The organism is Clostridioides sp. ZZV14-6387 (assembly GCF_020657835.1).
GTDB classification, from domain to species: domain Bacteria; phylum Bacillota; class Clostridia; order Peptostreptococcales; family Peptostreptococcaceae; genus Clostridioides; species Clostridioides difficile_A.
In genome coordinates this window covers 19,281-33,162 of record NZ_JAGWCW010000016.1, presented here as the reverse complement: position 1 = coordinate 33,162, position 13,882 = coordinate 19,281, and the positions used below count along the sequence as shown (strand labels likewise).

Sequence of the window (13,882 nt, the reverse complement as noted above, 5' to 3'; positions counted from 1 at the left end):
TAATACTTTAATATGTTAATCTTTAAATACAATTTTGATAAATTTATTATATTTAAATTAATATTATTGTATATGAAAATGATTCTTTTTAATAGTCTATTCATTTTTTATTTGATATGATATTATTAAAAGTACAGGGTAATTTACAGAATCTTTACATTCTATTTATTAATAAACCATATAAAATAATTCAAGAATCCAGCATAAACAAGCCACATCAAATAAACCAAATTTATGTATCCAGCTCTCTTATCTATTTTAGAAAACTTTGAAATCATTATTACAGAAACCAAAATCATTATTATTATGTCTACTAAAGCTGTAAATCTAAGTCCAAATCCAAAAAATAATATAGTCCAAACAAAATTTAATGCAAGTTGTAACCCATAATAAAAGATTGCATCTCTTACTTTAGGTAAATTGTAACCCTTTCTTAATATTAAGTATGAAGATATACCCATCAATATGTACAATATAGTCCAAACTATCGGAAAGATAAATGCTGGTGGTGCAAAGCTTGGCTTTGTGAGCTGTAAATAGTAGGTTGAGATATCTGTCCCACTAATAATCATTGTTAAAACACTACTTAAATAACCTATTATTAATGGTATCAATATGTTTATCAAAAAATTTCTAATTTCCTTTACTGATATAATCAAATTCTTCCCCTTCTTTCAAAATTTTCTTTGATTATAGATATGCTCAAATATGACTTGTTATTCTCAAAAAATATAAAAAGCCTAGAGATTTCTCTCTAGGCTATATCAATCTATTGTAAGTTTTGTTTTACCAACTTATTTATAAGTTTTCCATCAGCTCTTCCTTTAACCTTTGGTTGGATAACTGACATTATTTTTCCCATATCCTTCATAGAAGTTGCTCCTACTTCAGATATAGTAGATTTTACAATTTCTTCTAACTCTTCTTCGCTTAATTGTTGAGGTAGGTACTCTTTTAAAACTTCAATTTCAGCTTCTGTTTCTTTTATTAAGTCTTCTCTTCCAGCTTTTTCAAATTCAACTAATGCATCTCTACGTTGCTTTAATTGCTTTGCTATTACATCGATAATTCCATCTTCATCAAGTTCGACTCTATTATCAACTTCATACTGTTTAATGGAAGCTCTTATTAAAGTTACTACAGATTTTCTCACTGTATCTTTGTTTTTCATAGAAGATTTCAAATCCTCTTGTAACTTTTGCTTAAGGGACATCCCCTTCACCTCTTTATTCTTATTTACTACTATTTCTTAGCGTTTTTTCTTCTTGCTGCTTCAGCTTTTTTCTTACGCTTAACGCTTGGCTTATCATAGTGCTCTCTTTTTCTCACTTCTGACATGATGCCAGACATTGCACATTGACGCTTGAATCTTCTTAAAGCGCTGTCTAATGTTTCATTCTCTCTAACTCTTACTTCTGACATTTCTTTTTCCCTCCCTCCAATAGCGCAATTATGCTGGGACTGTAACTATGTTCTTTTTGCATAATATGCATTACAACCTAACACTTTGTTTATTATAAACTAAATTTTTACTTTTATCAAGTATTTTTATCAAGAAGGAACTCAATTTTTCAATAATTTAGTTTAGTTTTGTCCCGCTTCGTAATTAGGAAGCTTTTTACCAGCTAAAATATGATAGTGCAAATGTTTAACTTCTTGCCCTCCATCACTTCCACAATTATTTATGATTCTGAATCCAGTTTGGTCAAAACCTTTCTCCTTAGCTATTTTATTAATAACAACATGAATATGTGACACAATATCCATCTCTTTATCAGGAATATCAATTACACTATCGTAATGTTTTTTAGGTACTACCAATATATGGTATGGAGCAACTGGGTTTAAGTCGTTAAATGCTAAGACTCTATCATCTTCATAAACTTTAGTTGAAGGTATTTCTCCGTTCGCTATTTTACAAAAAATACAATCCATTTTTTCCACCTCCTATCTTATAAATATTATAATTTCTACATGTTATATCAAAATTCCTTCTACATATTCATCTTTTACGTCATTTATTTTCACTTTTAATATCTGACCTTGTATATTTTTGTCACTTTCAACAACAACTCTTATATAATTTGATGTTAGTCCCTCAAATTTATTGCCTTCTGTATTTTGTTCAAATAAAACATCTAACTCACTTCCAATAAATTTATTTGCAAATTTATTAAAATTTACTTTGCTTAAATTTAAAAGTTGCTCACTTCTAAAATGTTTCATTTGAGGGTCAACCTGATTTTCCATAGTCGCAGCTGGAGTCCCTTTTCTTGGTGAGTATTTAAAAATATGCATTTGTGAAAGCTCTATTTCTTTTAAAAACTCATATGTTTCTTTAAACTCATCGTTTGTCTCTCCTGGAAATCCTACTATCACATCTGTAGTTATTGCGACATTTGGCATTTTACTTCTCAACCTATCTACAATAGTTTTGTACTCTGAAGTTGTGTATCTTCTATTCATTCTTTTTAAAGTTTCATCACATCCACTTTGAAGTGATAAATGGTAATGAGGACAAACTTTATCCATCTTTAAAACTTCATTCACAAATTCATCTGTAAATAAGATTGGTTCAACAGAACTAAGTCTAATTCTCTCTATTTTATCTATTTCATTTATTTGTTTTATTACATCAAGAAGTTTAATATCCTTATCTTTTAAATCTTTTCCATAAGAGGCAACATGTATTCCTGTTAATACGACCTCTTTATAGCCATTATTAGCCAATTTTTTTACTTCATCGACTATACTATCAATATCTCTACTTCTAACGCGTCCTCGTGCATAAGGAATTATACAGTAGGTACAAAATCTGTCACACCCATCTTGTATTTTCATAAATGCTCTAGTCTTTCCGTTAGTTTGGCTGATTTCTATTTCTTCGAATGCTTTAACCTTCATTATATCATCAACTGTACTAACTTTCTTACTTGCATCTATCTTTTTAATTTCTTCAACAATCTTTCTTCTGTCATTTGTACCCATAACTAAATTTACTTCTTCTATATCCAAAATTTCCTCTGGAGATACCTGAGAATAGCATCCCACCACGGCTATTACTGCATCTGGATTTTTCTTTTTAACTCGTCTTATATATTGACGAGATTTTCTATCACTCATATGAGTAACCGTACATGTATTTATAACATAAACATCAGCATATTCTTCACTATTAACTTGTTCATAACCATCTTTTTCAAATAGCTCTAACATAGCCTCAGTTTCATATTGATTGACTTTACACCCAAGTGTATAAAAAGCTACTTTTTTCAATTTATTTTTCTCCTCCTAAATCACTTAGCTCATACAAAGTTATTGTTGATGCTACAACAGAAGCTGTCTCAGTTCTCAATATTCTAGGCCCTAATGATACAACACTACAATTATCTTGTTGTACTTGCTCTATCTCTTCTTCAGAAAATCCACCTTCAGGACCTACAAAAATTCCAACACTATCTATATTAGAATCACACTTTTTAAGTGCATCTTTTATTGAAACTGTTCTTTCATTTTCATAAGGGCAAATATTTATATTATTTTTCTTCATATCTTCTAAAGCTTCTCTAAAACTTAAAATACCTCTTAGTTTTGGTATTTTACCTCTTTTACTTTGCTTTGCTGCTTCATAAATTATTCTTTCCCAACGTTCAAATTTTTTGTCTTCTTTTTTGTCATCAACTTTAGTAACACTTCTCTTAGTTTGAACTAATATTATTTCTTCTACACCTACTTCAGTTAACTTTTGAAGTATCATCTCCATTTTTGGGGCTTTGGGAAGCCCTTGATATAGTCTTATTTTAAGTACTGATTCTCTATTTATATCAACTTTTTCTAAAATATTTAAATTAACCACACTTTTATCTATATTCGTTATCTCACAAATATACTCATTATTATTCTTGTCACATACCTCAAGCTTCTCGCCTAACTTACATCTTAAAACTTTTGAAATATGTTTTACATCTTCACCTTCTATAGTGCAAGTTTTATTTTGTAGATTTATATTATTTTTTTCAACAAAAAATCTGTCCATTATACTCCACCATACCCTCTATTTTTTAAGCTTAGAAACTATTGCTGACCATTCACCTAATTTTTGAACTTCAACTATTTCAAATCCATTTTCAATTAAACTTTCTTTAACTTCTTCTACCTTATCCAGAATTATACCTGAAGATATGAATATAGCATCTTCTTTCATAAAGTTTTGAACATCTTTTGCAAGTATTTTTATTATATCAGCTATTATATTTGCAACTATTACATCAGCTTTATCTTTTATTACATCTGTTAAATTACCATGCATTACAGATACATTTTCCTCTACCTTATTTTCAATAACATTTTCTTTTGCAACTTTTACTGCCACTTCATCTAAATCTACAGCTATAACTTCTTTTGCCCCTAATTTGGCTGCTGCTATTGCAAGTATTCCACTACCACAACCAATATCAAATACTTTAGAATCTTTATTCACATATTTTTCTAATTCTCTGATACACATACTAGTAGTCTCATGTGTCCCTGTACCAAATGCCATACCAGGGTCAAGCTCTATTATTAAGTCCCCTTCTTGCATAGTATAATCTTCCCATGTAGGTTTTACTACTACTCTTTGTCCTACTTTTGTTGGTTTGTAATATGCCTTCCATGCATTTGCCCAATCAGCTTCATTTACTTGGTCTAATGATACACTTCCTTCACCTATATCTATACCAAAATCTTTTAGACCTAAAACTTTTTGCTTTATTATTTCGACAAATTCCATCACATTTTTTTCTTCTGAAACGTAAGTTTTTATAAGTACATCATCTTCTTCATTCTTTTTAAATACTTCTTCTTCAACATAGTCCCAATCTAATTCATTTTTCTTCTGAAATAAAAAGTCTTTTGGGTCTTCTATTACAGCCCCACCAGCTCCTTGTTCATATAGTATATTTGTTATAGGTTCAACTGCTTCTGTTGTTGTTTTTATAGTTACTTCTATCCAATTATTCATAAGTTTACCTCTCTTCTTTATAGTAATCTTCCTGTTTTTCCATAACTTTTATTATATCATAAATATCATACTTTTTTGTTTTATAAATTTTTAATAGTAATATCTTAATTACATATACTTTTCAATTTTTACCAAGCTAAGTATATAAACAGTAATTTAGAAACCATATATTATTAAATTTTATTAAAAAAATAATAAACATCACTTTTAATCTCTTTTACAGATTACATAATAATCTACATTATATGTAAAAATAATAGTAATTAAACTATTAAACAAAAAAATTTGGCTATTTTACACATTTAATAGAATAAAAAAATTTGATACTATATAATTAAAATTTAAATATTAAGGAGAACACAATGTCTGAAGTAATCTTAAAAAATATATCAAAACTTTACTCTAATGGATTTAATGCAGTAAAAAATATAAATATAGATATCAATGATAAAGAATTTATCGTTTTAGTAGGTCCATCTGGTTGTGGTAAATCAACCACACTTAGAATGATTGCTGGTCTTGAAGAAATCTCTGAAGGAGAATTATACATTGGAGATAAACTAGTCAATGATATAGAACCAAAAGATAGAGATATAGCTATGGTTTTTCAAAACTATGCTCTGTATCCACATTTATCAGTTTATGAAAATATGGCATTTGCACTTAAACTTAGAAAATTATCCAAAGATGAGATAGACAAAAAAGTTAAAGAAGCTGCTAAAATATTAGATTTAACGCCTCTTTTAAATAAAAAACCTAAAACATTATCTGGAGGACAGAGACAAAGGGTTGCATTAGGGCGTGCAATAGTTAGAAATCCTAAGGTATTCTTAATGGATGAACCCCTATCCAACTTAGATGCAAAACTTAGAACTGCCATGAGAACAGAGATAACTAAACTTCACCAACAGCTTGGAACTACATTTATCTATGTAACACATGACCAAGTTGAAGCTATGACTATGGCTGATAGAATTGTTGTAATGAAAGATGGAGTAGTTCAACAAATTGCAACTCCACAAGATGTATATGATTATCCAGCTAATATATTTGTTGCAGGATTTATTGGAGCACCACAGATGAATTTTATTGATGTAATATTAATAGAGGAGAACAATGAAATCTATGCACAAAATGAAAATATTAAACTTAAATTGAATAAGGAAAAACACTACAATTTAATAAAAGACAATTATATTAATAATGAAGTCGTTATAGGTATCAGACCAGAAGATATTCATGTAGAAGATGCTTTTATTAAATCCAACCCAGATACTTGTTTTAAATCAAAGATTGAAATAAAAGAACTTATGGGAGCAGAAACTTATGCTCACTTAAAATTAGGTGAAAATACGATAACAATTAGATTTGATAGTAAAAACAGAATTAATGTTGGTGATGACTTAACACTTTCAGTTGATAACAGTAGAATACACATATTTGACAAAGAAACTACTTTAGCTATAAGATAAGAATATAATCTTATTTTTAAGGAGACTTTATGGAAGATTTAAAAAGTTTTTTAGAAAGACAACTTAATAAAAAAGTAAATATCTATCCGTATGAAAATCAAAGTTTAAGTTCTAATAGCAATTTAATTACTTTCAACAATACTATTTATGTTGTTGATTTTCTAGTTGAAAATAATCTCGACAATCTAAAAGGTAACTTTTATTTAATTTATCAGTCTCATATAGATTTTGAATATCTAAAAAATATTTTTTATAACTTATATGATAATATAAATATAATACAACACAATGGTTTTTTTATTATAAATTCTAAATACAACTTAGATATTAATGTAACTACACAAAATATAATTGAAACTGAAACTTATCAAAGTACCTATATTTTTTATCTTGGTGAGTTAGATAATAAATCCGATTTTAATTTTAGATTACAATTATGTTCTGACTTACTACCTTATATTGTAAAAGATAACGCTGAAAATAAATTTTTAAATTTATTTGACCTCATTAGATATAAAACTTTTGATTTGATTAATAAAGATAATACACTCAATAAATTAATAGACTTTAATAAGATTAAATCTATTGATGAAGAACTTCTATATACAGGAATAAAGTTTATAAATAATGATTTAAATATCTCTAAGACATCTACTAGTATGTTTTTACATAGAAACACACTGGTATATAGGTTGGAAAAAATCAATGAGATACTTGGATTTGATTTGAAAAATTTTGAAAATGCAATGATTTTTTATCTGAGTGTCAAATCTTATTTTCTATATAAAAAAATTTAAGTACTAAATTAAGCAGAACTCCAAAACATTAGTTCAAAGTTCTGCTTAATTTTAATTTATAATATTGTATACTTATTAAGTATTCTTTATTTAAAAGCTTGAAGTTTATAAATATCAATCACTCATGTTTTACAAACAATATTTTCAAGTGTGTAAAATACTAGACTTATTAAATCCATAAATCTACTATTTTACTGTTCTTAATTCTTTCTTTAAAACAAAATTCAATGAAAAACTTATTGTACCTAAAACCACCATAACATAACCTAATATTTGAAATTGAGCTGATGTTATACTTGCTTCAAATACCATTCCAAGTAAAACTGTTGCTAAAATAGAACCTAAATAACGACTAGTTTGAAATAGACCTGAAGCTGTCCCTATACTGTCAGAAGGGCTTTCTTTAAACATAGAGGATTGTAATGCCACATTCCCAACTCCATAGCTAATACCTGCCAATGATAAAATAATGCCCTTTCCTATTACTGGTATATGAACAAAAACTATTGAAAGAAGTACTGCACTAATCAACATAAAAATTGATGACATCATCAGAGGCAATCTAGTACCAGATTTGTCTATCCATCTCCCAGTTAATGGAGATATAAATATACCTATACCAGACATAAATAACATAAATAACCCAGTCGATTTTGCACTATAATGTAGTGCATCTTGAAAGTAACTAGGAAGACCAAAAAACAAAATATAATTAAAGAAATTTAATATAATAAACTGTAAATAGACCTTTGACAGCTTAGGATTATTTACAAATAACCTAATATCTATAAATGGTAATTTTGTTCTAAGCTCATGCCAAATAAAAATACACATCAATATTACACCCAATACAAGTTGTTCTAAATTAAGAGACTCCTTCATAGATAACAAGAATAGTAATAGAAAAATCATTGCAATTGAAAATATAAGTATACCAATAATATCTAATCTTGATAATACATTTTTTAAAGTCTCTTTTATACAGTTCTTCTCTTTTGTTTCTTTTGGAAATAAAAAATATCCTAGACATATAGAAACCATAACAATAGGTATGTTGACAAGAAATATAGCATGCCATCCACCTAAATCCAATAATAAACCTCCTAATGTTGGCCCTAACCCTGCTGTAGTTGAAGCAAAGATAGTTAAAACGGCTAATGCAGAAGATTGTCTTTCCTTTATATTATTTTGTATAAGAGCAACCCCAGATGGATATAGGGTACTTGTTCCAATAGCCTGAATTACTCTTATAAAAATCAATATAAAGAATGATTGAACAAATGGTACTATAGATGCTGACAAAATCACAAGTATCAAACCAATCAAAAACAAGACTTTCCTACCTATTAAATCTCCTATCTTCCCTGAAACTGGTTGTGCAATGGCACTAGCCAAATAAAACGCTGAGACAATCCACGATACAGTTGTAAAACTAATATGAAAATCATTTTGTATACTATGTAAAGCAAGTGAAATCATAGACGAATTAAGAGGATTAAGCATAGTTCCTGAACCTATTGCTATCAAAAAAAGTGTTCTTCTAGCATTTATCTTACTCATATATCATGCCTCCAGTAAGCAACTCCTTTACCTTATAAAAAAGCAGCTCCTATAATTCCTGCGTCTGAGCCTAAAGTTGCACATGTAATTGTAGCTATATCTTCTTTTTTGTACAATACAAATTTTCTTACTAAGTCCTCTATTCCATCGAGTATTATATCACTAGCTTTAGAAATACCTCCACCGATAGATATAATTTCTGGGTCTAAAGAATTTATTGTATTTGCAAAAGTTTTAGCTAAATACTCCTTAAATCGATTTATTACTTCAATTGCAACTTCATCATCTTCCCTATATGAATCAAACACCATCTTTGCATTTATATTTTCTAAATTTCCTTCTGCTAAATTTAAAATCATACTTTCTCGTCCTTCTTGTATCAACTTCTGAGAATACTTTATAATTGCAGTTGCGGAACAAAAAGTTTCTACACAACCATTATTTCCACAATTACAATCAAAATAGTTTTCTCCTATAATTTGATGACCTATTTCTGAGCCTAATCCATGTGCTCCAGAAAAAACTTTTTGATTAATTACTATTCCTCCACCTACACCAGTTCCTAAAGTATATAAAACACCAACATTAGCACCCTTCATACTTCCAAATTTAGCTTCTCCAAGTGCTGCTACTGTTGCATCATTTTCTCCATGAATTTCAACCTCTGGAAAGATTCTTTTTAGTTCATTATTAAAATCTTTTCCATCCCATTTTAAATTTACACATGTTACTAAACCATCTTTATTTATAAAGCCAGGTACTCCAAATCCAATAGATTTTATATTGCTAATAGTAAGCTCATTCTCTTCTAGCAACTTATCAATCATTACTTTTATGTCATTAAGTATTCCTTCAAAACCTTTTTCAATAACAGTTTTACATTCTGACCTAAAAAGTATCTTTCCATTATTATCAACTACACCTGCTTGTATACCTGTTCCACCTATATCTACACCTATATAATACATCCTTTTCACCTTTCTCTTTTGAATCATTTAATTTTGCTCTATATTTTATTATATATATAGTATATTAAAATGTGACACTATGCAAATTTTTCATAACAACTTATACACAAAGTAAAAACATCTTCCCACAGTATATTTTTACTATGAGAAGATGCCTATTTTATTAATTATTTTAATTTGTTAAGCGTTCAAAACAAACTATATCTAAAACAAGTATCTTAAGTCTTTATATCTACTTATTTTTTATCTACAACATTATTTATAACTAAATATCAAACAAATCTTAAGTATGCCTTTTAGTAGATAGAATTTGACTTTCTACACAACATATACATATTAAAATCAATTTACAACTAACTTTTCATAACTGAATTATAATCAGATAAATCTTTTGTAAAAATATTAATTTATACTATACAAAAGATTTAAAAATTAGATACCTTGTCTATAGAATATTACTATTTTACTATTAAAGGTTTAAGTCTAGGTAATTACAATAATTATCCCAGCTCGTGAGTTTTTCCAGTACTTAATATAGCACTAAAAGTATCTAATTTTATCTTACATATTATAATTGAATTTTCTTCATCATTTGGCAGTGCCACATTCGTTCCCACTGGAATCACCCCTTTCTGTTGTTTGATTATATTATAGCATATTATATATTTTGGGACAAGTATTTTTCAGAAAATTATTTATATTCAGTTTTTATTTTTTCTATAAAAATAGCCAATATAAAAATCATACTATTTCCATTGGAAATCTCTTAAATAGATAAGATTTCAGAAATACGATTATATATTGGCCATTTTAATTACTTTTTCTTAAACATATCTTCTATTTTCTGTCCGAATGTTTTTTTCTTTTCGTGGACGTTCGACCCACACTCCTTCGCAAATTCCTTTAACAGGTCTTTTTGCTTGTCATTTAATTTTTTAGGAATTTCAACTACAACTTTAACATACTGGTCTCCTCTTGAATTACCTCTAATTCTAGGGATTCCTTTTTCTTTAAGTCTAAATACAGTTCCAGTTTGTGTTCCTTCTGGCACGCTATATTTAACTTTTCCATCCAAAGTAGGTACTTCTATCTCATCACCTAAAGTTGCTTGAACAAATGTAATTGGCATCTCAAAGTAAATATCATTTCCATCCCTAGTAAATAGTGGATGTGACTTAACATTAACTACGATATATAAGTCTCCTCTTGGAGCACCTTTTTCTCCTACTTCACCTTGACCAGAAAGTTTTATCATTTGACCATCATCTATACCTGCAGGTATGTCTACTTCTATAGTCTTAACTTTTCTTGTATTTCCAGTTCCATGACATTTACTACATGGAGATTCAATAACTTCTCCAGTTCCATTACAAGCACTACAAGGTCTTGAGCTTGCTATATTACCAAATGGAGTTCTTTGAACAGTTCTAACTTGACCAGTTCCATTACAAGTTGAACAAGTTTTCTTTGATGTACCTGGTTTTGCTCCAGTTCCACTACATTCTTCACACTCTTCACTTCTGTTTACTTTTATAGACATCTTTTTACCAAATGCAGCTTCTTCAAAAGATATAGTGACACTTTGTCTTATATCCGCACCACGTTGAGGACCTCTTCTTCTCTGTCTTCCACCTCCGAAGCCTCCTCCAAACATGTCTCCAAATATGTCTCCAAACATATCTTCAAAACCACCAAAGCCTTGACCGCCAAATCCTCCTTGACCGCCAAAACCGCCTTGACCATTTAGCCCATCATGCCCAAACTGGTCGTAAGTTTTTCTCTTTGTATCATCTGATAGTACTTCATAAGCTTCATTTATCTCTTTAAACTTTTCTTCTGCTTCTTTATCGCCAGGATTTCTATCTGGATGGTACTTCATTGCTAATTTTCTATAAGCTTTTTTTATCTCTTGAGCTTCTGCACCTTTACTGATGCCTAAGACTTCATAATAATCCCTTTTTGTACTCAAAAATTGACACCACCTTCATTTTACAAAACGATAGCTTGTAGAATAATAAACTACAAGCTATCATTAATTCTTATATTCTACTTTAAGTTATATAATCTATGATATATTATATTCTTTATGATGTATATTGTCCATATATCTTTAACATCTATATGATTTTCATAAATCATATATTATCCAGCTATCATTTAGTGTTACATATTATATATCTTATTTGTCTTCATCTACCTCTTTAAAGTCAGCATCTACTACATTGTCATCTTTAGGTCCATTGTCTTGAGCTTGTTGTTCTGCTCCTTGTGCTGCTTGTTGCTCTTGAGCTGCTTGTTGGTACATTTCTTGAGATACTTTTTGGAACTTAGTCATTACTTCATCTGTAGCTTTCTTAAGTTCTTCTGCTGTAGCATCTTGTTTGTCTTTTACAGATTTTAAGTTTTCTATAGCTTTTTCTATATCTTCTTTATCACTTGAGCTTATTTTATCTCCAAGTTCATTTAAAGTCTTTTCAGTTTGATATATAGTAGATTCAGCTTGGTTAAATGCTTCTATTTTTTCTTTCTTTTGTTTGTCAGCTTCTGCATTCATTTCTGCTTCTTTTATCTTTTGCTCTATCTCTGATTCTGATAGATTAGTGTTTGATGTTATAGTTATTTTTTGTTCTTTTCCTGTACCTAAGTCTTTAGCTGAAACATTAACTATACCATTTGCATCTATATCAAATGTAACTTCTATTTGAGGTATTCCTCTTTGTGCTGGTGGTATATCTGTTAATTGGAATCTTCCTAAAGTTGTATTGTCATAAGCCATACTTCTTTCACCTTGAAGAACATGTATATCAACAGCTGTTTGATTATCAGCAGCAGTTGAGAATACTTGAGATTTCTTAGTTGGTATTGTAGTGTTTCTTTCTATTATTTTAGTCATTACATTACCCATAGTTTCTATACCAAGAGATAATGGAGTAACGTCTAGTAATAATAAATCTTTAACATCTCCTGCTAAAACTCCTGCTTGTATAGAAGCTCCTGCTGCAACACACTCATCTGGGTTTATACCTTTATGAGGGTCTTTTCCTATAAATTTCTTAACCGCTTCTTGTACTGCTGGTATTCTTGTAGAACCACCTACTAATAATACATCATCTATATCACCTGTAGAAAGTCCAGCATCTTGTAAAGCTCTCTTAGTTGGTTCCATAGTTTTTTCAACTAAACCTCTAGTTAATTCTTCAAATTTAGCTCTTGATAAGTCTATATTTAAGTGTTTTGGTCCTTCTGCTGTAGCAGTTATGAAAGGTAAGTTTATGTTTGAATTCATTGTTGATGATAATTCTTTCTTAGCCTTTTCTGCTGCTTCTTTTAATCTTTGAAGAGCCATATTATCATTTCTTAAGTCTACACCTTCAGCTTTTTTGAATTCATCCGCTAAATAGTCTATTACTATTTGGTCAAAATCATCTCCACCTAATCTATTGTTACCAGCTGTAGCTAAAACTTCGAAAGTTCCATCTCCTATTTCAAGTATAGATACGTCAAAAGTTCCTCCACCTAAGTCAAATACTAATATTTTCTTTTCTTGGTCTAATTTATCCATACCATAAGCAAGAGCAGCTGCTGTTGGTTCGTTTATTATTCTCTTAACATCAAGTCCTGCTATTCTACCAGCATCTTTAGTAGCTTGTCTTTGAGCATCTGTAAAGTAAGCTGGTACTGTTATAACTGCCTCTGTTACTGTTTGTCCTAAGTAACTTTCTGCATCTGATTTTAATTTTTGTAATATTATTGCTGATATTTCTTGTGGAGTATATGATTTTCCATCTATATTTACTTTGTAATCAGTTCCCATATGAGTTTTTATAGAAGTTATTGTTTTATCTGCATTTGTAACTGCTTGTCTTTTTGCAGGCTCTCCAACTATTCTTTCACCATCTTTTGTAAATGCTACTACTGATGGAGTAGTTCTCATACCTTCACTATTTGCTATTATTTGTGCTTCTCCACCTTCTAATACTGCAACACATGAATTTGTTGTTCCTAAATCTATTCCTATTATTTTTCCCATGACTAAAATCCTCCTCGAGTAATTATATAATTAAGTTTTACTTATTTGAATAT

At 29.3% G+C, this 13,882-nt stretch carries 13 protein-coding genes; 2 read left to right on the top strand and 11 right to left on the bottom strand.

Annotated features, from left to right (window positions below; translation table 11 throughout):
- Nucleotides 1–161: 161 nt before the first annotated feature.
- The 7 genes from KGF38_RS11450 to prmA form a co-directional block, all read right to left on the bottom strand.
- Nucleotides 162–659: a TspO/MBR family protein gene (locus tag KGF38_RS11450; protein ID WP_054271052.1), complete on the bottom strand. Its 498-nt coding sequence runs from the start codon at nucleotides 657–659 to the stop codon at nucleotides 162–164.
- Nucleotides 660–769: 110 nt separating this feature from the next.
- Nucleotides 770–1,213 (bottom strand): GatB/YqeY domain-containing protein, encoded by a 444-nt coding sequence (locus tag KGF38_RS11445; protein ID WP_054271053.1) that lies wholly within the window; start codon nucleotides 1,211–1,213, stop codon nucleotides 770–772.
- Nucleotides 1,214–1,242: 29 nt separating this feature from the next.
- On the bottom strand, nucleotides 1,243–1,422 hold the full coding sequence (rpsU, locus tag KGF38_RS11440) for a 30S ribosomal protein S21 (RefSeq protein ID WP_003416618.1): 180 nt from the start codon (nucleotides 1,420–1,422) through the stop codon (nucleotides 1,243–1,245).
- A 162-nt stretch (nucleotides 1,423–1,584) separates the two neighbouring features.
- Nucleotides 1,585–1,935 (bottom strand): histidine triad nucleotide-binding protein, encoded by a 351-nt coding sequence (locus KGF38_RS11435; RefSeq protein ID WP_054271054.1) that lies wholly within the window; start codon nucleotides 1,933–1,935, stop codon nucleotides 1,585–1,587.
- 42 nt (nucleotides 1,936–1,977) lie between these two features.
- A complete protein-coding gene (mtaB, locus tag KGF38_RS11430) occupies nucleotides 1,978–3,276 on the bottom strand; it encodes a tRNA (N(6)-L-threonylcarbamoyladenosine(37)-C(2))-methylthiotransferase MtaB (protein WP_074178427.1) in 1,299 nt (432 codons plus the stop codon).
- Between the two features lies 1 nt (nucleotide 3,277).
- Nucleotides 3,278–4,036 (bottom strand): RsmE family RNA methyltransferase, encoded by a 759-nt coding sequence (locus KGF38_RS11425; protein WP_054271056.1) that lies wholly within the window; start codon nucleotides 4,034–4,036, stop codon nucleotides 3,278–3,280.
- An 18-nt stretch (nucleotides 4,037–4,054) separates the two neighbouring features.
- A complete protein-coding gene (gene prmA, locus KGF38_RS11420; RefSeq protein WP_054271057.1) occupies nucleotides 4,055–5,002 on the bottom strand; it encodes a 50S ribosomal protein L11 methyltransferase in 948 nt (315 codons plus the stop codon).
- Nucleotides 5,003–5,364: 362 nt separating this feature from the next.
- Here prmA and KGF38_RS11415 point away from each other — a divergent pair, with 362 nt between their 5' ends.
- A complete protein-coding gene (locus KGF38_RS11415) occupies nucleotides 5,365–6,474 on the top strand; it encodes an ABC transporter ATP-binding protein (protein WP_054271058.1) in 1,110 nt (369 codons plus the stop codon).
- Between the two features lie 29 nt (nucleotides 6,475–6,503).
- Entirely contained in the window at nucleotides 6,504–7,271 is a 768-nt protein-coding gene (locus tag KGF38_RS11410) for a PucR family transcriptional regulator (RefSeq protein WP_074178428.1), read from the top strand.
- Between the two features lie 186 nt (nucleotides 7,272–7,457).
- Here KGF38_RS11410 and KGF38_RS11405 read toward each other — a convergent pair whose 3' ends face one another.
- The 4 genes from KGF38_RS11405 to dnaK form a co-directional block, all read right to left on the bottom strand.
- A complete protein-coding gene (locus tag KGF38_RS11405; RefSeq protein ID WP_074178429.1) occupies nucleotides 7,458–8,831 on the bottom strand; it encodes an MFS transporter in 1,374 nt (457 codons plus the stop codon).
- A gap of 32 nt (nucleotides 8,832–8,863) precedes the next feature.
- Nucleotides 8,864–9,799 carry an ROK family protein gene (locus KGF38_RS11400; RefSeq protein ID WP_074178430.1) on the bottom strand — a complete coding sequence of 312 codons (936 nt, stop codon included), beginning with the start codon at nucleotides 9,797–9,799 and terminating at the stop codon, nucleotides 8,864–8,866.
- A gap of 814 nt (nucleotides 9,800–10,613) precedes the next feature.
- Nucleotides 10,614–11,768, bottom strand: coding sequence for a molecular chaperone DnaJ (gene dnaJ / locus KGF38_RS11395; RefSeq protein ID WP_054271063.1), 1,155 nt, complete (start codon nucleotides 11,766–11,768; stop codon nucleotides 10,614–10,616).
- A 210-nt stretch (nucleotides 11,769–11,978) separates the two neighbouring features.
- Nucleotides 11,979–13,829, bottom strand: coding sequence for a molecular chaperone DnaK (gene dnaK, locus KGF38_RS11390; protein ID WP_054277191.1), 1,851 nt, complete (start codon nucleotides 13,827–13,829; stop codon nucleotides 11,979–11,981).
- Nucleotides 13,830–13,882 lie beyond the last annotated feature (53 nt).

Bases quoted from the DNA above. Each gene is read 5' to 3' on its own strand.
- KGF38_RS11445 (WP_054271053.1), bottom strand. From the start codon at position 1,213: ATGTCCCTTAAGCAAAAGTTACAAGAGGATTTGAAATCTTCTATGAAA.
- rpsU (WP_003416618.1), bottom strand. From the start codon at position 1,422: ATGTCAGAAGTAAGAGTTAGAGAGAATGAAACATTAGACAGCGCTTTA.
- KGF38_RS11435 (WP_054271054.1), bottom strand. From the start codon at position 1,935: ATGGATTGTATTTTTTGTAAAATAGCGAACGGAGAAATACCTTCAACT.
- KGF38_RS11425 (WP_054271056.1), bottom strand. From the start codon at position 4,036: ATGGACAGATTTTTTGTTGAAAAAAATAATATAAATCTACAAAATAAA.
- prmA (WP_054271057.1), bottom strand. From the start codon at position 5,002: ATGAATAATTGGATAGAAGTAACTATAAAAACAACAACAGAAGCAGTT.
- KGF38_RS11415 (WP_054271058.1), top strand. From the start codon at position 5,365: ATGTCTGAAGTAATCTTAAAAAATATATCAAAACTTTACTCTAATGGA.
- KGF38_RS11410 (WP_074178428.1), top strand. From the start codon at position 6,504: ATGGAAGATTTAAAAAGTTTTTTAGAAAGACAACTTAATAAAAAAGTA.
- KGF38_RS11405 (WP_074178429.1), bottom strand. From the start codon at position 8,831: ATGAGTAAGATAAATGCTAGAAGAACACTTTTTTTGATAGCAATAGGT.
- KGF38_RS11400 (WP_074178430.1), bottom strand. From the start codon at position 9,799: ATGTATTATATAGGTGTAGATATAGGTGGAACAGGTATACAAGCAGGT.
- dnaK (WP_054277191.1), bottom strand. From the start codon at position 13,829: ATGGGAAAAATAATAGGAATAGATTTAGGAACAACAAATTCATGTGTT.